The organism is Rahnella sikkimica (assembly GCF_002951615.1).
Taxonomy (GTDB): Bacteria; Pseudomonadota; Gammaproteobacteria; order Enterobacterales; family Enterobacteriaceae; genus Rahnella; species Rahnella sikkimica.
The window spans coordinates 2,763,020-2,785,918 of sequence record NZ_CP019062.1 but is presented as its reverse complement, the minus strand read 5'-3'; the positions used below and the strand labels follow the sequence as shown (position 1 = coordinate 2,785,918).

Annotated in this window: 16 protein-coding genes and 1 pseudogene; all 17 read left to right on the top strand. The window is 43.7% G+C overall.

What is annotated here, in order from left to right; translation table 11 throughout:
- Nucleotides 1–88 precede the first annotated feature (88 nt).
- The 17 genes and pseudogenes from BV494_RS12940 (at nucleotide 89) to BV494_RS12860 (ending at nucleotide 22,772) form a co-directional block, all read left to right on the top strand.
- On the top strand, nucleotides 89–2,797 hold the full coding sequence (locus BV494_RS12940; RefSeq protein WP_104923239.1) for a cation-transporting P-type ATPase: 2,709 nt from the start codon (nucleotides 89–91) through the stop codon (nucleotides 2,795–2,797).
- A 1,137-nt stretch (nucleotides 2,798–3,934) separates the two neighbouring features.
- Complete coding sequence (locus tag BV494_RS12935) at nucleotides 3,935–4,555, top strand: helix-turn-helix transcriptional regulator (RefSeq protein WP_226789976.1); 621 nt, start codon at nucleotides 3,935–3,937, stop codon at nucleotides 4,553–4,555.
- A gap of 88 nt (nucleotides 4,556–4,643) precedes the next feature.
- Entirely contained in the window at nucleotides 4,644–5,339 is a 696-nt protein-coding gene (locus tag BV494_RS12930; RefSeq protein WP_104923237.1) for an EAL domain-containing protein, read from the top strand.
- 335 nt (nucleotides 5,340–5,674) lie between these two features.
- Nucleotides 5,675–7,105 carry an undecaprenyl-phosphate galactose phosphotransferase WbaP gene (gene wbaP, locus BV494_RS12925; protein ID WP_104923236.1) on the top strand — a complete coding sequence of 477 codons (1,431 nt, stop codon included), beginning with the start codon at nucleotides 5,675–5,677 and terminating at the stop codon, nucleotides 7,103–7,105.
- A gap of 293 nt (nucleotides 7,106–7,398) precedes the next feature.
- Nucleotides 7,399–8,538 (top strand): polysaccharide export protein, encoded by a 1,140-nt coding sequence (locus BV494_RS12920; RefSeq protein WP_104923235.1) that lies wholly within the window; start codon nucleotides 7,399–7,401, stop codon nucleotides 8,536–8,538.
- The gene (locus tag BV494_RS12915) at nucleotides 8,538–8,972 is read left to right on the top strand and encodes a low molecular weight protein-tyrosine-phosphatase (protein ID WP_305000073.1); all 435 of its coding nucleotides are present in this window, start codon (nucleotides 8,538–8,540) and stop codon (nucleotides 8,970–8,972) included. Before BV494_RS12920 ends, BV494_RS12915 begins: the two co-directional genes overlap by 1 nt.
- A 20-nt stretch (nucleotides 8,973–8,992) precedes the next feature.
- Nucleotides 8,993–11,164, top strand: coding sequence for a polysaccharide biosynthesis tyrosine autokinase (locus tag BV494_RS12910; RefSeq protein ID WP_104923234.1), 2,172 nt, complete (start codon nucleotides 8,993–8,995; stop codon nucleotides 11,162–11,164).
- Nucleotides 11,165–11,222: 58 nt separating this feature from the next.
- The gene (locus BV494_RS12905; protein ID WP_104923233.1) at nucleotides 11,223–12,686 is read left to right on the top strand and encodes a lipopolysaccharide biosynthesis protein; all 1,464 of its coding nucleotides are present in this window, start codon (nucleotides 11,223–11,225) and stop codon (nucleotides 12,684–12,686) included.
- A gap of 25 nt (nucleotides 12,687–12,711) precedes the next feature.
- On the top strand, nucleotides 12,712–13,797 hold the full coding sequence (locus BV494_RS12900) for a glycosyltransferase family 4 protein (protein ID WP_226790082.1): 1,086 nt from the start codon (nucleotides 12,712–12,714) through the stop codon (nucleotides 13,795–13,797).
- Nucleotides 13,798–13,819: 22 nt separating this feature from the next.
- Nucleotides 13,820–14,047 carry a hypothetical protein gene (locus BV494_RS26090; protein ID WP_226789975.1) on the top strand — a complete coding sequence of 76 codons (228 nt, stop codon included), beginning with the start codon at nucleotides 13,820–13,822 and terminating at the stop codon, nucleotides 14,045–14,047.
- Complete coding sequence (locus BV494_RS12895) at nucleotides 14,044–14,919, top strand: glycosyltransferase family 4 protein (protein ID WP_226789974.1); 876 nt, start codon at nucleotides 14,044–14,046, stop codon at nucleotides 14,917–14,919. Before BV494_RS26090 ends, BV494_RS12895 begins: the two co-directional genes overlap by 4 nt.
- Before the next feature lie 15 nt (nucleotides 14,920–14,934).
- Entirely contained in the window at nucleotides 14,935–16,104 is a 1,170-nt protein-coding gene (locus BV494_RS12890; protein WP_104923232.1) for an O-antigen ligase family protein, read from the top strand.
- A gap of 26 nt (nucleotides 16,105–16,130) precedes the next feature.
- Nucleotides 16,131–17,429, top strand: a complete 1,299-nt coding sequence (locus BV494_RS12885; protein WP_104923231.1) for a glycosyl hydrolase family 28-related protein — start codon at nucleotides 16,131–16,133, stop codon at nucleotides 17,427–17,429.
- 36 nt (nucleotides 17,430–17,465) lie between these two features.
- Nucleotides 17,466–17,867, top strand: coding sequence for an acyltransferase family protein (locus tag BV494_RS12880; protein ID WP_104923230.1), 402 nt, complete (start codon nucleotides 17,466–17,468; stop codon nucleotides 17,865–17,867).
- Nucleotides 17,868–18,656: 789 nt separating this feature from the next.
- Nucleotides 18,657–20,078, top strand: coding sequence for a mannose-1-phosphate guanylyltransferase/mannose-6-phosphate isomerase (locus tag BV494_RS12870; protein ID WP_104923228.1), 1,422 nt, complete (start codon nucleotides 18,657–18,659; stop codon nucleotides 20,076–20,078).
- Between the two features lie 14 nt (nucleotides 20,079–20,092).
- Nucleotides 20,093–21,471: pseudogene (gene cpsG, locus BV494_RS12865) on the top strand (phosphomannomutase CpsG).
- A gap of 146 nt (nucleotides 21,472–21,617) precedes the next feature.
- Entirely contained in the window at nucleotides 21,618–22,772 is a 1,155-nt protein-coding gene (locus BV494_RS12860; protein WP_104923227.1) for a glycosyltransferase family 4 protein, read from the top strand.
- Nucleotides 22,773–22,899: the final 127 nt, after the last annotated feature.

Below are 22,899 nucleotides of genomic sequence, written 5' to 3'. Positions count from 1 at the left end.
TTTAGGTATCTTGCCAGAATCAACACGATAATTAATTCATTATCCGCTTCATTCATGAACCATTTCAGGGGTCAAGGAGTCAGGCATCATGAATAATCCAGCACCGCTTTCCGGGACTAAAACAACAGAAAAACTGTGGTATCAGCAAACCGTCGAAGAGAGCCTGACCGGGCTGCAATCCGGGCCCGCCGGGCTGTCACCCGAAGACGCTAAAAATAAACTGGCGCATTACGGCCCGAATGTTTTACCGCAAAAAGAAGGTAAGTCTTTATTTATTAAGTTTATCTCCCACTTTAAAGATATCCTCATTTATATATTACTCGCCGCTGCCGTTGTCACCGCCATTATGGGGCACTGGGTGGATACGCTGGTCATATTAGCGGTGGCGGTTATCAATGCCTTAATTGGTTTCATACAGGAAAATAACGCTGAAAAATCATTGAAGAGCATTCAAAATATGCTCTCCAGCGAAGCGCTGGTATTACGCGGCGGGCAACAGGTTACCGTGGGAACGGATGAGATCGTGCCGGGGGATATTGTGTTGTTGCGCCCCGGCGACAAAATCCCGGCCGATTTGCGGCTGATTGACGTGCATAACCTGCGCGTGGAAGAAGCGATTCTGACCGGCGAATCCACCGTCGTCTCGAAAAAAACCGACTCGCTGGAAGGCGAAAAATCTATCGGTGACCGTAAAAACCTCGCGTTTTCGGGCACCACCGTCAGTTCCGGTACCGCCAGCGGCGTAGTGTTTGCCACCGGTGGCCAGACGGAACTCGGTCACATCAATGAAATGCTTTCCTCGATTGAAGACAACAAAACGCCGCTGCTGGTGCAGATAGATAAACTGGGGAAATCCATTTTTATCATCATTCTGTTCATGATGGTGGCGCTGCTGATCTTCGGTTATTTGCTGCGTGATATTCCGTTTGGTGAGCTGCTGCTTTCGGTCATCAGCCTGGCCGTGGCCGCCGTCCCGGAAGGGTTGCCGGCGATCATCTCGATCATCCTGTCGCTCGGCGTGCAGGCGATGGCGCGTTCCAAAGCCATCATCCGCAAGCTGCCGACGGTCGAAACGCTCGGCGCGATGTCAGTGATTTGTTCGGATAAAACCGGCACGCTGACCATGAATGAAATGACCGTGAAAGCGGTGATTCTGGCGGACAACGTCTGGACCGTTGAAGGCAGCAGCTACGAGCCGATGGGCAGTTTTTCCCTTGCCGGTTCGGCGACCCCGGTTCCGCCGGATTCCTCGCCGTTGCTGACGCAATTCCTGCGCACGGTCGATATCTGTAATGACAGTACGTTAAAACAGGACGCGCAGGGCCACTGGGGCATTACCGGCGGGCCGACGGAGGGCGCGCTGAAAGTGCTGGCGGCGAAAGCGCATTTGCCGGAATTGCCGTTCAATCTGAGCAGCAAAATTCCGTTTGATTCGCTCTACAAATACATGGCGGTGGCGGGTGATAAAAACGGTGAGGCGCAGATTATGCTCACCGGCGCCCCCGACGTTTTGTTGAAACTCTGTCAGTTCCAGCAGACACCGGAAGGTGCCGTTCCGTTAGACCACGCGTACTGGGAATCGGCAATTACGCAGTACGCCAGCGAAGGTTTACGCATGGTGGCAGCGGCCTGGAAGCCGGTTGAACAGCCGGTGACGGCGCTCGACCACCCAGAACTCAGCCACGGCATGGTGCTGATTGGCATTGCGGGCATGATGGATCCGCCGCGTCCGGAAGCGATTGTGGCGATTGCCGAATGTCAGCAGGCGGGGATCCGCGTCAAGATGATCACCGGCGATCATCAGGAAACTGCGATGGCGATCGGGAAAATGCTCGGCATTGGCAACAGCCAGAATTCCATCACCGGGTATGAACTGGAGCACATGAATGACGAGCAGTTGCGGGTTGCCGCGACGCAGTTCGATATCTTCGCCCGCACCAGCCCGGAACATAAACTGCGGCTGGTGAAAGCGTTGCAGGAAACCGGAGAAATTGTCGGCATGACCGGTGACGGCGTGAACGATGCGCCTGCGCTGAAACAGGCCAACGTCGGCATCGCGATGGGGATTAAAGGGACGGAGGTCACCAAGGAATCGGCGGATATGATCCTGGTGGACGACAACTTTGCCACTATCGCCAACGCGGTCAGGGAAGGGCGGCGGGTCTATGACAACCTGAAAAAAACCATTCTCTTTATTATGCCGACCAACCTGGCACAAGGGTTGCTGATTATTATCGCCATCCTGATGGGGAACTTGCTGCCGTTAACGCCGGTGCAAATTCTCTGGATGAACATGGCAACCTCGGCCACGCTGTCATTCGGGCTGGCGTTTGAAGAGGCAGAAAGCCGCGTGATGCGCCGTCCGCCGCGTAATGTCAGCGCGCACGTCATGGATAAATACGCCATCTGGCGCGTGGCGTTCGTCGGTTTGCTGATTTCCATCAGCGCCTTCCTGCTGGAAGCCTGGCTGCAACCGCGCGGTTATGAACCGGAATTTATCCGCACCGTGCTGCTGCAAACGCTGGTGACCGCGCAGTGGGTTTACATGATCAACTGCCGTGATTCGGATAACTTCTCGCTTAACAGTGGTCTGCTGGAAAACAAAGGCATCTGGATTGTCACCGTTGTGCTGTTCGGCCTTCAGGCGATCATTATTTACGTGCCGCTGATGAACACGCTGTTCGGGACGCGTCCGCTGCCGTTTATCTACTGGATCATCGGGCTGCTGATTGGTGTGGCGCTGTTCGTGATTGTCGAGATAGAGAAAGTGCTGACGAGGAGCTGGCGTAAGAGCTAAAGAAAAAAAGTCCTGAACGGCGAGCGTGCCGTTCAGGATGGTTTGTCGAAAATCAGATTACCCTTCCCGACCCCTGCCTGGCGTAAACCCATCATGATCCGCGTGACCGACTCCCCCCATCATGTTTTTGGATGTCTTTTACCGTCTGTTTATTCGCTTCATTATCCACCATGCCGGATAGCGCAGCGCTAACACGACGCGTTGGCGAGCCTGCGGCTGCTTCATAGAAATCAATACAAATTGACTGAAAAACGGATTGATGGCTGGTGTGAGAAAATAAAAAGAGGGTCGTTTAGCCCTGTGAAATCCTTTAACTGGCCCGTAAAAAATCCGTCACAGGGCGTTTTTTTTTATGCTTGCGGTAAATCCGTTATTACCTGCTGTTCATTTTTCTGGGGTTATACAGGTGCATTTCCGCGAAGCGAAACCAAATTTTATGACAATATTTAGCCATAAGTGCGATCAGGTTTAGGAATTTTCTTGGTTATGAAAATTAAATCGGAGTAATAAAAATCCTATAGTGGCCTGAAAATAGAGCGTTAAGGTGGTTTTGTAATCGGATTAAGATAACTCCTAGGTAATTTTCTTGATAATTGAAAAGTTATTTCCAATACATATCTCTGTATAAAACGCCAATAGTTTAGATTTATGAAGGTGTTTTTAAGAAAACATCCTAATTTTGAAATATTGATGTTTATTTTTCGTGAAAATAAAAACTAAAATTTACGCTAAAAAAGAATAATACTCTGTTCTACAGTAAATAATTAGGCCAAATGGTGCTTTGGTAAAGACCACGGAATGCGACTTGTTCTTATTGAGATAGTTCTTAGTTTTTTGTAATCACATCAGTCAAAAGCGTCGTATAGCTCACATTTCTGCGTTCAATTAGGAAGATAACTAAGAATGTGCCTAGGAAAGAGGTAGGTTAATAACGATAAGAATGTGTAAATCGATCGGTCAAACCTATTGTTGCTCATGATTATGAGCGAGAAAAACGATTTGAAGAGTTTCCGCTGCGTATTACTCTACATACAGTCTTAGGAAAGGAATAAATATGAATTAAAACGCAGGTAAACTTCGTTTTCTTTATATCGTTCTGAAAGTGCTTTATTCTCCCCCGGTATCTCGGAGTAGAGTTTGAGCGTTTTTAAAACCACAAAATTAGGCGGCCCAATGCCTCGGGTAATTATCTGGAGTGAGTGCCAGTTTACGAAATTGGCGTTGAAAGAAATAATCTCCAAGAAGGTGCCTTACGTGAACGGTGTCATTTCCTTTGACCAAAGCGAACAGGTGCAATTGTATACAAAGGATTATCTGATCATCGACCCGTCAGCGGGTGGCTTCCACAAGTGCTACGAGTTTTTGCGAGAGAATCTGACTGTTTTAGACCCGGAACGAATACTTATTGTGTCTTCTGCGGTCGATGTTCTGATGCTTGAGCTTCTTCTCAAAAAGGAATTTAAGTTTTTGAAGAAGAAAAATGACTTATCTGGCGTGGTGAATGCTGTGGAACAGTTTATTCAGCTGCGTGGCAGCACGATTAACAAGGAGGCGTTTAATTACAATATTACGCGAATGGAAGAGAAGGTTTTGGTGATGATGATGTCCGGTTTGTCTGTCACCAGCATCTCAAATATCCTTAAACTGAGTGTGAAAACGATCAGCGTTCACAAATGCAATTCTTTAAGAAAAATTGGCGTTGACGCAAGCAGTAGCTCGGCATTGTTCTTTTTGCACAAACATGCCGTGGGAAATTGAGTTAACCGATAAATATAACAAGTACCAAAAATTATTTTTGCTTTGAAGACGTTCTGTTCGGCTATTGCTATTTATTTCAGGGGAAGATATGCAATCGGTCACAAGAGGTTATCCGGGACATATTTTTGAACCCATCGTCACTGCATCCGGTGGCCTGTTGGGATTCGAATTGGCAAGAAAGTTACAAAGATCTGAAAGTCAACAAAATTCAGTGGGTTATGAATGTCTTTTATCTCCAGAAGATAAAATAAAAGTATTTTTTAACCAGGTCACCCTTGCCTGCGTCAATGCCAATATATTTACCGATAATGATTTTCTGTTATCAATAAATATCGACTATGACATCGCCTGTCATATCGTTAGCAATACCGCTATGCGTAATGTCTTACAGCAACACCGCTTTATCAGGCTGGAGGTTGATCAGAATTTTCCTGAATTTACCGCAGAAACTCCGCGGCAGATCATCCGGTCTTTATCAGAATTTTGTACGCTATGGTTAGATAATTTTGGGGCCGGGAACACCAGCCTTTCACTGGTTATGAACGAATCGTTTGAATATATAAAAATCAACGACAGTTTTTTTTGGCAACACCAGGGAACTCAATCTTTTAGAAAAATCATTGAACACCTCACGCCTTATTGTCAGGGCGTTATTGTCAAGGGTGTCGAAAATGCACAACACGTAGAATATTTAAATGGCAGCAATATTCTTGCAATGCAAGGGGTATTGTGGGCTTCCTATAATCAGGAAGAGTTGATTCAGTCATTCTTTTTAAATAACTGAACCTAATTGCCATAAAGTCGTAAAGCATTAATGACCTCTGTAAACGCTAAGGGAGTTTCGCCTGAAATTTAATGGCGAGATTTCCCTGCGCTGAAAACTATTGGAAAAAAATTAGGCAAATTGGTGGCCGTAAACCAGGGGCGGTAGCATAGCCAAAAATTGAAGCGTTATTTCACCTGCTTTAGCCACTGGCCGGACTCGATAATTAAATCCTGCAAAAATAGTAGAGTAACGGATGCGGGTAATCAGATTATCAGCATTTAATTAATCATCATAAAAATGACTTTCCGGACACGGGGGAAGTGATTTTTATCACACATTGTTGTGAGGGGTATATGACATATCTCACCAGAAATCTTTGGTCGAGTTTATTACTCGCCTTATCCGACTTCCTCAGTTTTACCCTCTCCCTGTATCTGGCTAAATGGATACTCAGCCATGTTCTGACGCACTTTGAACTGCGTATTCCCGATGCACAAACATCAGGATGGATTGCGCTGCACAGCCTGTTAGCCATTTGCTGCGTTGCATGGTTTCATCTGCGGTTGAGACATTATTATTACCGCAAAACATTTTGGTTTGAGCTTAAAGAGATCCTGCGCACTTTACTGATCTTCGCACTCATTGAAATCGCCGTTATTGCTTTCGCCAAATGGTATTTTTCACGTTACCTGTTTGTCCTGACCTGGATGTTAGTTCTGATTCTGGTACCGGTGGCAAGAATGCTGACTAAACGGACGCTCAATAATTTGGGCTGCTGGCAGCGCGACGCCATTATTATTGGCAGCGGAACTAACGCCAGAGAAGCTTACAGCGCAATTAAAGCCGATCAAAATCTGGGCCTGCGCGTGACACGATTTATTTCGAGTGAAGGGCAGGATCAGCCCGGCGATAAAATTGATAACATCGCCATCATGCCTTCGGATGAAAAATGGGTGCGGGCTAACGTCGACAAAAAAACGCAGTTTATTGTGGCCGTCGAGTCCCATCAGAGCGGTATACGCAACGCCTGGTTGCGGGTATTCATGATCAATGGCTATCGTTCTGTGTCCGTCATTCCGACGCTGCGCGGGATGCCACTGGATAACACCGACATGTCGTTCATTTTCAGCCATGAGATGATGATTTTCCGTGTACACCAGAACCTGGCGAAATGGTCTTCACGGGTGACTAAGCGTGCTTTTGATATTGTCGCCTCGCTGGCGATCATCGCGTTGCTCTCGCCGCTGCTGATTTACATCAGCCGTAAAGTGAGAAAAGACGGTGGCCCGGCGATTTACGGGCATGAACGGATCGGGCAGTCCGGCAAACCGTTCAAGTGCCTGAAGTTCCGCTCGATGGTTATCAACTCGAAAGAAGTGCTGGAAACGTTATTAGAAACGGATCCACAGGCCCGCGAGGAATGGGATCTCACCTTCAAACTGAAGAATGATCCACGCATCACGTCTATAGGACAGTTTCTTCGCCGGACCAGCCTGGATGAATTGCCGCAGTTGTTTAACGTCCTGAAAGGAGAAATGAGTTTGGTCGGGCCGCGTCCGATTATTACCGCTGAACTTGAACGCTATTTCGATGAAGTGGAATATTACCTGCTGAGTAAACCGGGGATGACGGGCCTCTGGCAGGTGAGTGGTCGCAGTGAGGTGGATTATTCCACCCGTGTTTATCTCGATGCCTGGTATGTAAAAAATTGGTCTATGTGGAATGACATTGCCATTTTGTTTAAAACAGTCGGCGTTGTGCTTCGCAAAGAAGGTGCTTATTAATTTTTTTAATTTTTATAAAAACCAGCGGTAACGCCGCTGGTTTATTTGATGCCACTGGTGGTTACTGAAACTCATTAGACAAATTTATATAAATACTCCCCCTTTGATAACTTAACCTTTCATAGATTGTTTTCTGCACGATAACAGCCCTGCGTGAAAATCACTGATATGAAAGTGTTTTTATAGTTTTTTAATATCTACGCACAGAAATGAGCAATCGTAATGACACGATTGAAAGAGGAAGTCTCGTTGAGAGGCAGATATTAAACCTGAACTAAAGATGATGTGAGATAATGAAAAATAGCTTTTTTAATATTTCGATAATGATATCTGCGTTCGGCTTATTAAGCGGTTGCACTGTGATTCCGGGACAGAGTTTGAACACAGTGGGTAAGAACGTCGTAGAACAGCCTGATAGCAATTACAATATTGATAAACTCGTCAATATTTATCCTCTGACACCCACACTGGTGGACAATTTACGGCCGGAATCGGTCATGGCGCGTCCTAATCCGCAATTAGATCAGCAGTTAAAAAATTATGAATACCGCATTGGTGTTGGCGACGTATTAATGGTCACCGTTTGGGATCACCCGGAACTGACGACGCCCGCGGGTCAATATCGCAGCGCGAGTGATACGGGCAACTGGGTCAATTCCGATGGCACGATTTTCTATCCTTATATCGGCAAATTGAAGGTCACCGGAAAAACGGTCAGCCAGGTACGTCAGGACATCAGCAGCAAGCTGGCGACCTATATCGAGAGTCCGCAGGTTGACGTCAGCATCGCCGCCTTCCGTTCTCAGAAAGTGTATACAACCGGTGAGGTGGTCAAGTCCGGCCAGCAGCCCATTACCAATATTCCTTTGACTGTTATTGATGCGATCAACGCCGCAGGCGGTTTAGCGCCCGATGCGGACTGGCGAAACGTGGTGCTCAATCATAACGGCCAGGACACCGCGATTTCACTTCACGCGCTGATGCAAAAAGGCGATCTGACACAGAACCGGTTGCTGTATCCCGGCGATATTCTTTTTGTCCCGCGCAACGATAACCTGAAAGTGTTTGTGATGGGCGAAGTGGGTAAACAGAGCACGCTCAAAATGGATCGCAGTGGCATGACGCTGGCCGAGGCATTGGGCAACGCCGAGGGCATTTCGCAAAGCATGGCCGATGCCTCCGGGATATTTGTGATCCGCCCCCTCAAGGGAAGCAACAAAGGGAAAATCGCCAACATCTACCAGCTGAATGCGAAAGATGCGTCTTCGATGGTGATGAGCACGGAATTCCAGTTGCAGCCTTATGACATTGTCTACGTGACGACAGCGCCGATCGTACGCTGGAACCGTGTGATTTCGCAGATCGTGCCGACCATTACGGGCGTACATGACATGGTTGAAGCTGGCCGGTTTGTACGGCAGTGGAATCCATAATGTTTGATTCTATTTTGATTGTCTGCACGGGCAATATTTGCCGCTCTCCCATTGCGGAGAGATTGTTAAGGCAGATATTACCTGACAGGAAAATTGATTCGGCGGGTGTGTCGGCGCTGGTGGATAACCCCGCCGATCCCTCTGCCGTCGCTGTGGCTCAAAAGCACAATCTGGTGCTTGATGGCCACCGGGCAACACAATTTACCTCTGCGCTAGGGCGTCAGTATGACCTCATTCTGGTGATGGAAAAATCTCATCAGGAGCAGATAAGCCGCTTCTCTCCGGAGGCGCGCGGCAAAATCATGTTGCTGGGTCATTGGGTGGGAAAAAGAGAAATTCCCGATCCCTACCGCAAAAGTCAGGAAGCCTTTGAATCTGTTTACCGGTTAATTGATCAGGCCTGCCGGTCCTGGTTACTGAAACTGAACGGATAATCCATCAGGGAAACCATCGCATGTCACCAGTAATCTCTAAAACACCCTCTTCGCCAGATTCAGATGAAATAGATTTAGGCCGTTTGATCGGTGAACTCATCGATCACCGCAAACTCATTATCAGCTTAACGGCTCTTTTTACCGTGCTAGCTGTCATCTACGCACTTTTTGCGACGCCCATTTATCAGGCTGATGCATTGATTCAGGTGGAACAAAAACAGGGCAATGCCATTCTGGAAAGCCTGAGCCAGGTGCTACCAGATGCCCAGCCGCAGTCTGCGCCTGAAATCGCACTTTTACAGTCGCGGATGATTTTGGGAAAAACGGTCGAAGACCTGAACTTACAGGCTGTAGTAAAGCAGAAATACTTCCCGATTTTTGGACGTGGCTGGGCGAGGCTGACCGGTGAAGTGCCGGGCAACATGACGGTCACGCGTTTGTACCTGCCACAGGATGGCAGTGATGTGCCCAAAATAGTGGTCAAGGTGGTGGATAAAAACCACTATCTGGTTGAAAGCGATGACTTTGAGCTGAAAGGCGTTGTCGGGGAATTGCTTAATGAAAAAGGCATTTCCCTGATGGTCAATGATATTCAGGCGCAGCCGGGAACGCGGTTTACTGTCTATTACCTGACGAAGCTGAATGCTATCAATGATTTACTCGATGATTTCAATGTTATCGATCAGGGTAAAGATACCGGAATTTTAAACCTGACACTTAACGGTGATAATGGGCCACTCACTGCCGCTATATTGAACAGTATCAGCCAAAATTATCTGGATCAGAATATCGCACGGCAGGCCGCCCAGGACGCCAAAAGCCTGGATTTTCTCAATCAGCAACTTCCACAGGTACGCTCGGACCTGAATACGTCAGAAGACAAACTGAATGCGTATCGCCGGCAAAAAGATTCGGTGGATTTGTCGCTTGAAGCTAAATCTGTACTTGATCAGATAGTGAACGTTGAAAGCCAGCTTAATGAACTCACGTTCCGTGAAGCGGAAATTTCTCAGCTTTATACCAAGGATCACCCGACTTATAAGGCCCTGCTGGAAAAACGGCAAACGTTGCTTCAGGAAAGAAACCGGCTGAATAAGACGGTTTCTGCAATGCCGGGTACACAGCAGGAAGTGGCCAGACTGAGCCGTGACGCTGAATCTAATCGCGCTATCTACATGCAATTGCTAAACCGGCAACAGGAACTGAGTATTGCGAAATCCAGTGCTATCGGGAACGTGCGCATCATCGACCCGGCGGTCACTGAGCCAAAACCGGTTAAACCTAAAAAAGTGCTGGTCGTGCTGGTGGGGATAATTCTGGGGGGATTCATTTCCATCGGGCTTGTTTTGCTGCGGGTATTCCTGCGTAAAGGAATCGATTCCCCGGAACAACTGGAAGAGCAGGGGATCAACGTCTACGCCAGTATTCCTCTTTCTGAATGGTTGAGTAAGAAAAGTAAACCGGGCAAAAACCGGGCAAACAGTAAAAAGAAAAAAGACAGCGACACGAACTTCCTGGCGGTCGAAAACTCTGCCGACATGGCAATAGAAGCTATTCGGAGCCTGCGAACCAGTCTTCACTTCGCCATGATGGAAGCCAAAAATAATGTACTGATGATTTCTGGTCCCAGCCAAAGTGCAGGGAAAACCTTTATCAGCAGTAACCTCGCCGCTGTTATTTCTCAAACCCATAAACGGGTGCTGTTTGTTGATGCGGATATGCGCAGAGGGTACTCACATAAATTATTTAAAATGGGGCCAGAGAACGGGCTATCCGATATTTTATCGGGAAGGGCAGAACCTGAGTTAGTGGTTAAGAATATTTCATCAATCGGGATTGATTTTATTTCTCGTGGTGAATTGCCACCTAATCCGGCAGAGTTACTTATGCATGAACGGTTCGGAAAACTGGTTAACTGGGCGGCTAAAAATTACGATCTGGTCATTATCGATACTCCGCCGATTCTGGCTGTGACAGATGCCGCTATTATTGGCCGCTATGTAGGAACCACATTGTTGGTTGCACGATTTGAAATGAATACCGTCAAAGAAGTGGAAGTGAGTATTCGGCGCTTCGAGCAAAGCGGCGTCCTGGTGAAAGGCTGCATACTCAATAGTGTGGTCAAGAAAGCCAGTAGCTATTATGGCTACGGCTACAGTCACTATGGTTATGCATATTCTGATAATAAATGAGAAAAACGTCATGGACGACGAAAACCCATTTAACTTATAAAGAAATTAGAATATCAATATGACAAGCAGAACATTAAAAGAACGCACTATATCAGGGCTAATCTGGAATGCGATAGAACGGTTTATGGTTCAGGGTGGCCAGTTTATTATTCGGATAATGATCGCCAGAATGATTACTCCGGCAGAGTATGGTCTTGTTGGCATGGTCGCCGTCTTTCTGGTTCTCTCTGATGTCATTATTAATGGTGGCTTTTCACAGGCATTGATACAAAAAAAAGATCGCTCTGAGACAGATTACTCAACGGTGTTCTATATTAATCTTGCGCTGAGTGTGGTTATTTATGTGTTGCTTTACTATTCCGCACCGGAAATAGCAGGCTTTTATAAAGATAACAGATTGATTGAAGTAATCAGATTAATTTCTATCAGTATCGTCATCAAGTCATTAAGCGTGGTACAAATTGCAAAATTAAGTATTGAACTTAATTTCAGGTTAAAAACATTAGTAAACTTTTGGGCTGTGTTGGTTAGCGGAGTATTGGCAATATATCTGGCATATGCCGGGTATGGTGTTTTGGCACTTGTCTATCAGGCGATCAGTTATTCCGCAATTGTTACCATACTTATGTTCATTGTTTCAAAATGGAGGCCAAAGTTAGTTTTTTCATTCTCAAGAACAAAAGAGCTTTTCAATTTTGGGTCGAAGGTATTTCTGGCCAGCCTGACCGGGGTGTTATCTGATAATTCTTACTCGATTTTGATTGGCCGCCTTTTTTCCAGCAAAGAGGTAGGGTTTTACGCACAAGGTAGAAACCTTCCCGATCTGTTATCGGTGAATTTGTTCAATGTGCTACAGGGCGTCCTATTTCCTGTCATGGCCGCAGCACAAGATGACCGGCCCCGGCTGATGCAAATTTATAAGAAGAGCTTAGACATGACCGCATTTATTGTCTTACCCTGCATGGTCGGATTGGTTGTAATTGCGGAGCCTTTCGTCAGGGTTTTTCTCACAGAAAAATGGCTCCCTTCGGTTTACGTCATTCAGTGGCTGGCTCTTTCAAGAATGATCATTCCGCTGGGTGCAATTAATGCAAACCTTCTCAATGCAATAGGTCGTTCAGATTTATATTTAAAAATAGACCTTATCAAACTTCCTCTGACTGTTTTGGGACTGATTATTTCGGCTCCCTTTGGCATGGAGGCAATGGTAATCAGTAATTTTGTCATCTCCATTTTATACTTTTTTATTAATTCGTATTACCCAGGGAAGATATTTGGCTACGGTTCCTTGCGTCAACTCAAAGATATGCTTCCGATATTTATAGCAACGGCAGTGATGTTTTTTGCAACGTTTTATATAAAAATAGACAACGGTCTTATTGATATGGTCGCAAAAGTGTTCACCGGAGGGATTGTTTACCTTATTTCTTGCACTATTCTGAAGGTCAACGCACTGAGTGAAGTACGCGCTTATATCAAAGGAAAAATCAATAAAAGAAAAATGGCAGGTAACATACCGTGAGAAAAATTTTAATACTGACCAATGAATTTTATCCCTTCAAGGGGGGATAGGAAGGTACTGTGAAGAGGTCATTAATGTTATTAAAGACACTTGTTCTGTTACGCTCGTCGCACCGGAATATGACGCCACGCTGAAAGGACATGAATTCAGTCAGGGTGTAACACTTAATCTCTTTTCCGGTGGGCAATTTAAATATTGGCATCTTCCTAAGTTAATTAAAAAAGTACGGTCAATTGATTTCGAACAATATGATTTTGTTCTGGTTGCCGACTGGCCATTTTGGGTTGCCATTCAATTTGTTAATAAATTCAGATTAAGGAAAAAGATTAAGTTTAATCTCATGCTTCATGGGAGTGAAGTGTTGAATTTAAAAAATGGTAAAGCGGCGATTTTTGCAAAGTCACTTGATCTGTTTTCTGATGTGTTATCTATTTTCACGAACAGTCATTATACAAAACGCATTCTCCTGGAGAATCATAGGATTCCGAAAAGTATTCCGGTAGTAGTGACTTATCTTGGGGTAACGCAGGATATATACATCAGTAATGATGACTATATCAGAGACGTGAATTCTGATGTTTTCAAGATATTAACTGTGGGAAGATTAGACAGCCGCAAGGGGTATGATTATGTGATAAGTGCTTTAGGTCTGCTCCCCGACGACATCAGGGAAAAAATAATTTACACCATCGTCGGTAACGGCAGTGATGAATACAAAGATGAAATGAGGAAACTGGCAGAAGATAAAAAGGTTACCCTAACAATACGCTCTGGCGTAGATGACAGAGAATTAACCGAAGTCTACCGGGACAGCAAGGTTTTTGTTCTTGCAGCCAGACACAGTAATAAGAAGATTGAAGGGTTTGGCCTCGTTTTTCTTGAAGCAGCAAAACATGGTGTCCCTTCTATTGCCACTGATGTCGGAGCCATCAGTGAGGTAGTGAAAAACAACACAACAGGATTAGTGGTTACTGAGAATATCGAAGCAATATCACATGCAATACTCAAACTCTACCAGGAGAGAGAGACGCTTATCCGGTTTAGTAATAACTGCATGGATGAAGTGAAGAAATTCACTTGGTCAAAACTCGCTGATTTAACCTTTAAGTGAATTTTCAGTAAGAGAAATTACCATGAAAAAAGAGAAAGTCTTGTACGTAGATACTTGCCATGACGTTGCGGGCGGCCAGAGAAGTCTTATTGCATTATTAGAAAAAATAAATAAAAAAGTAGACTTTAATATTCTAATTGATAAAAGAAATGATAAATACAAAAAAGAATTATTAATGTCTGGGGTAGATGAGAAAGTCATATTTTATATAGACAGTAAACCTCTAAACTCCAGGCTTTTGGGGGGGTGAATTTAGCACTGAAAACATTATGGAAAAGCAGGCATTACTCAATTGTACATTGCAATACATTCTATGATGGTTTATTTGCAATGCCTTCTTTCAGAGTCTTTGGACGCAAAACTATTTTCAGAGCACGGTGCGGCATTGATTTATCCAATCATGGTGTTGTCGATAACGTAATTTACCGGTTGTCTACTGTGGTTTTAGCAAACTCCGAATATGTTAAAAACACATTTGACCGTGTTTCAGATTCGTTATCGAAAGTAAAAGTCATTTATAACCCTCTCGACCTGAAGTTTTTAAAAAAAGCCAGTGGTTATTCCACAGGTAAAAGTAATAATTATGTTATTGCTGTTGTGGGTGCAATTACGGAAGTGAAAAATCAAATGGAAGTTCTTCAAGCTTTTTCATTGCTGAATGACCCTGACATTATACTTCGCTTTATTGGTGAACCACGCAGTTCTGAAAAAGATAAAGAATATTACAGAACCTTGTTGCAATATGTACAGGAGCATCAACTTCAGAACCGAGTCAAGTTCACGGGGTTTATTTCGGATGTGCGTGATCAGCTCAACGATGTTAATCTTGTATGCGTTCCGTCCGATCGGGAGCCACTGGGGAGGGTTATTTTTGAGACTCAACTCTACGAAATTCCAGTTCTGGCATCAGATTCAGGTGGCAATGCCGAATTAATAAAAGATAATATTACCGGTTATCTGTATGAATTAGGAAATATTGAGCAACTTGCAGAAAAGCTTAAATTTGTTAAAAAAGATAATACTGCAATAAAAAATAATGCAAAGGATTTTATTATTAAGCGATTTTCTCCTGAAGAAACATATCTTGCTGAATTGAATTTATATTCAGATATTTTAAGATAACCATGAAGGTTTTTTATGCAACGCATTAATAAAGATAGTCTTGCAATACAATTTTTTTGTATTGCGTTAGCTATCATAACGTTAATTCCATTTGGACGAGGGAATGTGTCCGGACTGGAAATTGCATTTCCTTTAATGATATTTTCTGTGCTGTTATTTTTATTGTCTAAGAGGAAAAGAAACAACCAAATATTCTATATTCTTCTATTCATTTTTGCCTGGGTTGTGTGGGTTTTACTCGGAATTACCTACAGTTATTTTGATTATCCTGGTACCGCAGACCATGTTTCTGCTTATCTACGTTATTTTAGAATGTTGGAAATGTACCTGCCCGGTGTTCTGATTCTGGCGTTTAGCCGGGGGGTTAATGAAAGTCAGCATAAACATGCTACAATATTTTTCGTTGTTTTATTTGTATTAGTGACGTTAGAAGCTACTATCGGTTTCATATTTCAGTATCCCTCACTTACCGCAACTCAAATGTACAAATACCCGGGAATGGGGTATGTGTTCCGTGCCGGCGGAGTTGCGAAAGATTCAAGTGCTTATAGTAATCTGGTTTTTCTTTTGGGGATCACTGCATTTATTGAACTTAAGCGGATAGGAAAAAATAAATTAATTTTCTTTGGGTTGCTATTGTGTTTTCTTATTAACATCTATCTTTCAATGTCAAGAAGTCTGATCGTTGCGGTTATTGTCTATCTTCTGGTAAGTTTCTTATTAGAGCGAAAAATAAAACCAGCTACGCTATTTCTGATTGTTCTTGTCGTAGTGGCGTTTTTTATCTTCGGAATGAACAATGAATATTTGATTTCCTTCTGGGCAAGGATTTCAGGTGCAAATCAGGAGGATATCAGCTCCGGGCGGTTAGCTACCTGGTCACTGTTATTGGGTCTTGTGGGTGATAACCCATTGTTAGGTGTAGGTTACAGGTTGTCCACGGAGAAATATGGCTTGATTCCCGATAACATGTTTCTCTCACTGTCAGTAGAAACAGGTATCGTGGGACTACTTCTTTATCTGTCTTTTCTTTTCTCTCTGAGTACCTTTGTCTATAAAAACAATAGAGAAAAGTTCCCACTCATTATTGCCTATATTGTTTCTGGCATTTTTATTGATATCACTACTTTCTGGATATGTGTACCATTCTTCTTGTTTACAATGGCTATCTATAAGAAGAGGTAGTCTGATTTCTGCCCTTGAGGTGATGAATGATATTTAGAAATAGTGGCCTGGAAAAATGTGATGACCCTGCCAGAAGGCATTTTATTAAGGCCACAACGCTGGGTACCTTAGCTTACTTTATTTATATAAAAAGTGCTTACTCCTCATCGTTGAATAAAACTATTACTTCTATAAATGTACTTGATTTTGGTGCTAAGGGCGACGGCGTTACTGATGATTCTCAGGCATTTCAGAAAGCCTGTGATTTTGCTGAAAAATCCGGGGGGGCAAAAATTTTTATTCCAGACCCCGTTAAAAATTATAAGTTGTCATTTCCCGTTTATTTATCCTCAAACACTGAGCTATATGGCAACGGAAAATCAACGAAAATTGTCTTTGAAGACCCTTTATTCATTAAAGGGCGAGGTGGTTTTGTTATCGGTTCGAGTATGGAGGCAAATAAGGCATATGCAAGGCAGTGGTATTTGCAGAAGAAAAATCAAACGACGAACAATCCTGAATTTAAAAATCCATCACAAAGACAGTACCTTCGAGATAACCCCGAATTTCTCCAGGCAGAGAAGTCAATAATACATGACATATCCATAGAGGCTAAATTTTCAAGTCATGGAAATGACGGTTGGGGCGGGTACGGTATTAATTTTGTCAATGCACGGGATTGTCACGCATATAATATATGGGGCGTTGGCTGGACTCAGTTGATCGGCATGGGGTCAGATGTTCCCCCCGAAACGCCTTCTAATCATAACTGCTCCGCACGAAACCTCTATGTTATTAGCCCTGATTTGAAAAGAACATATTACTCAATTGGGTTTATCGCAAATTCAACAAACTGCATTATTGAGAATGCCACTCAAGAGTTGCCAATCACTGACGGTACAATGAATGGTAGTGGGGTTGCTACAAATTTATGTGAAGATTGTACCATCAGAAATATCAGAATCCCCGACCTGGGAAGAACGGTAACTTCCGAAGGGGTTCTAATTAATAACTCTTCAGGCTGCATTGTTGAAGATATCCATGTCGGAAATGCTAAAACAGCTGTGTCAGTGTTTTATAGTCTTGCAGATACGTTAAACCCAAAAAAACCAAATTACTTTAATGAAATTGAAGGTGTGAATTGTGATGCTGTAATGACTGTTTACTCTAAATTTAATATTATAAAAAATGTGGTATCAATAAATTCTAATTTTAATATTGTTTTACGAAACAGTAATGCAACGCAAAACTCAATTTTCTTACCTCCTGATCAGGTTACGTATTCTGGGGAATTGCTTCAACGACTTCAACACGATAATAACTTTATAAATTCACAATTAAAGTGAGTGGTTCTTATGGACGTATAACTTAGGTGAAAATTGATGTCTCATACTTTAAAAGAAAGAAATCAGGCAGCTGATATTTTCAGGTTAATACTTATTTTGATGGTAGTTGCAATTCATGTAAATGTTTTTTCAGACAATCCTGTTTTGAACTTTTTTACGGTCGATGGATTTTTCAGAATAGCTGTTCCAATATTTTTCATCATTAATGGTTACTTTTTTGAGAAAAATGTTACCGATGTAGCTAGTTTCAAGATTTGGCTAAGACGAGCTGTTGTTCTTTTCATGTCATGGCAGATTATTTATTTGCCGCTCTATTTTCCGTTTGATGGTATGAGTGGTCAAAAGTTAGTTGTGTTTGCTTCAGAAATAATTTTTGGATACCACCACTTATGGTATGTTTCTGCGATGATATTGGGGGGGCAGGGCTTTTTTATTTGAGGGATAGTCGATACACATTGATGTTCTGTGCATTTCTTTATCTGACAGGATGGTTTTTGCAATATGCTAGAATATTTCTGAGTATTGACGGTTTCTATTTTAAGGTATTCTCTCAGTATTGGATATTCCGTAATGGATTATTCTTCGGGTTACCCATGATGTTTTTAGGGTATTTTATCGCAAAACATGATGTGATTAGTAAAGTAAATAGAACTATGGTTTTATTCGTATTGATTATGTCTGCGTTCATCTTGGTTTTAGAACTGTATCTTACGAAAAAATTCATTTTTTCCGTTTTGTCATATCATATTGATTTTATTATTTCCTTGCTTGCGTTTTGCCCTATGATTTTCATCATCCTCATGAAAAATAATAGATTGTATTTTAATAGTTTCCAATCCAAAAATATTGCTCTGATAAGTACTGCAATCTACTTTGTACATCCTTATGTCATATATTTTATTCAGCGTTATGAAGAGCTTCCAATTGTAGAGACCTATCTGCTGACTGTTGCTGTTTCAGCTTTTATTTCTTTTGTTATTTTTAAGCTAAGAAGGAAGTTGTACTTTCTTTTTTAATTGACCAAGATTTGATCGCTTTTCTACTTCTACTTCTACTTCTACTTCTACTTTTCCGGTGCCTGTAAGTGAATAGATAAACTCTCTTGACATGGTTCTGTTTTTTTAAAATTAGTAACGTTTTATTGAATTTAAAAATGAATTGATGTTGGTTATTAAAAATCAACATTGAATATTAAGAAGTAGTTTAAATTAACTTAAGAGGGTATCTATGATCCTTCCCGTCATTATGGCCGGTGGAACCGGCAGTCGTTTATGGCCAATGTCTCGTGAACTTTATCCTAAACAATTTCTTCGCCTGCATGGCGAGCAATCTATGTTGCAGGAAACTGTAACCCGATTAAAGGGTTTAGGGGCTTCTGAACCTTTGGTTATTTGTAATGAAGAGCATCGGTTTTTGGTTGCTGAACAGTTACGGCAGATAAACCGGCTTTCGAAAAATATTATTCTGGAACCTGTCGGGCGTAATACCGCGCCGGCGATTACGCTGGCGGCACTCAGCGCAATCGATGAAAACAGCGATCCTTTATTATTGGTTCTGGCGGCTGACCATGTTATTGAAAATACGGAAGCCTTTCACCAGGCGGTGCAAAGTGCCATTCCGTTTGCGGAGCAGGGGAAGCTGGTGACGTTCGGTATAGTGCCGACTGGCCCTGAAACCGGATATGGGTATATCCAGCGCGGAATGGAACTGAGCAGTAACGCGGAATCTGTTTTTCGTGTGCAACGTTTTGTTGAGAAACCTAATTTACCGACGGCAATGCAATATCTCGAGACCGGGGAATACTACTGGAACAGCGGGATGTTCCTGTTCCGGGCAAAACGTTTCCTCGAAGAAATGGCCACCTTCCGGCCCGATATTCTGCAAGCCTGCCTGAAAGCTATCGAAACCCTCGAACCTGATGCGCAACAGAATTTTATCCGCGTCGATAAGGAATCGTTTTCTGCCTGTCCGGATGAGTCTGTGGATTATGCGGTCATGGAAAAAACGACCGATGCCATTGTGGTTCCGTTAGATGCTGGCTGGAATGATATCGGTTCATGGGCCGCATTGTGGGATGTGAATAATAAAAATACCGAAGGGAATGCCGTAACCGGCGATGTTTTTACTCACAATGCAGAGAACTGTTATATCAATACCGACGAAAAACTTGTCGCAGCAATTGGCGTTGAAAATCTGGTGATTGTCAATACCAAGGATGCCGTCTTAGTGATTGATAAATCCCAGGTACAGGACGTTAAGAAAGTTGTTGAATATTTAAAGAGTACTCAGCGCCGGGAATATCGTTTACATCGCGAGTCTTATCGCCCGTGGGGCAGAAACGATATTGTGGTTAATACGCCGAGATATCACGTTAACCGTATAACGGTTAAACCTGGCGGGCAGTTCTCCCTGCAAATGCATCATCACCGTGCCGAGCATTGGGTCATTCTTTCAGGCACGGCCAGAGTCACCATTAATGATGAAAACTTCCTTCTGACCGAAAACCAGTCAACGTTTATTCCTATCGGGGCACAGCACAGGCTGGAGAACCCCGGCAAGATCCCGCTCGAACTTCTGGAAATACAGTCAGGCTCCTATCTGGAGGATGACGATATTGTCCGTACACAAGACCACTATGGTCGTTGTTAATTTGGGGATGAATGATGTCAGATAAATTGACCTGCTTTAAAGCTTACGATATTCGCGGTGAACTGGGCGTTGAACTTAATGAAGATATCGCTTACCGGATTGGTCGGGCTTACGGTGAATATTTAAAGCCAAAAAAAATGGTATTAGGTGGAGATATTCGTTTAACCAGCGAAGCGTTAAAACTTGCGCTGGCGAGAGGGTTGCAGGATTCCGGCACGGACGTTGTGGATATTGGTGTGACCGGAACGGAAGAAATCTATTTCGCGACGTCGTATCTGGCACTGGATGGCGGAATAGAAGTGACGGCCAGCCATAATCCGATGAATTATAATGGCATGAAGCTGGTTCGTGAAGAATCTAAACCAATAAGCGGAGATACGGGGCTTGGGGAAATACAACGGCTGGCAGAAGAGAATAACTTTTCGCCCGCTGACCCTGAGCAGCGCGGGAAATACGAGCAGGCTTCTGTTTTAGAAGCGTATATCGATAAATTACTCAGCTATGTCGATTTAACTAATTTCACCCGTCCGCTGAAGCTGGTCATCAACTCAGGGAATGGCGCTGCCGGGCATGTTATTGATGGCATTGAAGCGCGATTCAAACAGGCGGGTGCGCCGGTTGAGTTCATCAAGGTTCATCATCAGCCAGACGGCACTTTCCCTAACGGGATCCCGAATCCGCTGTTACCGGAATGTCGTCAGGACACCACCGATGCGATTATCAAACACAACGCCGATATGGGGATTGCTTTTGACGGTGATTTCGACCGGTGTTTCCTGTTTGATGACCAGGGTAATTTCATCGAAGGTTATTATATTGTCGGGTTACTGGCAGAGGCTTTCCTTGAGAAATACCCGCAATCCCGCATTATCCATGACCCGCGTTTAAGCTGGAATACCATTGATATTGTGAACGGTGCGGGGGGATCCCCGTGATGTCCAAAACGGGACACGCCTTTATTAAAGAACGTATGCGTCTGGAGAATGCGGTTTACGGTGGTGAGATGAGTGCGCATCACTATTTCCGGGATTTTTATTATTGTGACAGCGGGATGATCCCGTGGTTGCTGGTTGCCGAGTTATTGCATCTGAAAGGGCAATCCCTGAGGCAACTGATTAATGACCGCATTGTTGCTTACCCGGCATCGGGTGAAATAAACAGCTTCCTGCACCAACCAAAAGAATCTATCGCACGCGTACTGGCGGTTTATGAAGATGAAGCCATTAATGTGGATCATACTGACGGTATCAGCCTTGAGTTTGACGAGTGGCGTTTTAATCTTCGCAGCTCAAATACTGAACCGGTCGTGCGCCTGAATGTGGAATCCAGAGCGAATTCAAAACTGATGCAGGAGCAGACCAGAAGAATACTTTCTATTCTCCGCAGTATGTAATTTCTTATCAGTAAATTTCAGGTGAGTAATAACCGCTCACTGTTGGGTCCGTGTTACTCACTTTTATCATTCGGAAGGCTTCACGTTTTCTCTTATTCGAATAATTTAATCATCATATCAAAATAATAATTTATGAGGTTCTGATAATGTCACATGAAGTGAGTGTTGGGATTGTCGCTGACTGGTTGGTGACTTTTGCCGGAGCAGAAAAGGTTATTGCAGAATTTATAAAACTTTACCCTGAATCCGAACTTTACTCAGTTGTTGATTTTCTTTCTGATGAATCCAGGAAACAATTTTACGGTAAAGATGTCACGACTTCATTTATTCAACGCCTGCCGTTTGCAAAAAAAAAGTATCAGCAATATTTGCCGCTGATGCCTTTAGCTATTGAGCAGCTTGATGTGACAAAACATAATATTATTCTTTCCAGCAGTCATGCCGTGGCGAAAGGGGTTCTCACGGGGCCCGATCAGCTGCACATCAGTTATGTACATTCTCCGATACGTTATGCCTGGGATTTTCAGCATCAGTACCTCAGAGAAGCGGGATTAAATAAAGGGCTTAAGGGTAAACTTGCCCGCTGGTTTTTGCACAAAATACGAATCTGGGATTACCGTACAGCAAACGGTGTGGATCATTTTATTGCGAATTCACATTTCATTGCGCGAAGAATTAAAAAAGTCTACGGGCGCGACGCCGATGTTATTTACCCGCCGGTGAGTGTGGATCGCTTTACGTTGCAGGAGAATAAAGAGGATTTTTATTTTACCGCATCCCGGATGGTACCCTACAAACGCATCGACATCATTGTGGACGCTTTTAACCTGATGCCGGACAAAAAGCTGGTGGTCATTGGTGACGGTTCTGAGATGGCCAAAATAAAGGCGAGGGCGGGCAAAAATGTTCAGATCCTGGGGTATCAGCCTGACGAGGTCATGCAGGATCATATGCGTCGCGCTAAGGCCTTCGTATTTGCTGCCGAAGAGGATTTTGGCATTACGCCGGTTGAAGCACAGGCTTGCGGAACGCCGGTTATCGCCTTTGGTAAAGGCGGTGTGCTGGAGTCGATCCGTCCTTATGGGGAAACCAATCCGACCGGTATTTTCTTTGCTGAGCAAACGGCAGACTCAGTGCTGCGCGCTGTTTTGCATTTTGAGGCCATACAAGATTCGTTCCTGCCGGTAAATTGCCGCAACAATGCATTGCGGTTTTCTGAAGAACGTTTTCACAATGAGTTAGACGAATATATTAAAACAAAATGGCTGGCGTTTAATGAAAGTAAGAAAGTCATTTATTAATTCTTACGAACTGATTAATGCTATTTATTACCGGGTTCTGCATCTTATCTCTGGTTCGCTATTCCTCTGTTGGTGAATAACCTTACGATTATAATCGGGCATCAGCCTTGATGTGTTTATTAAATTG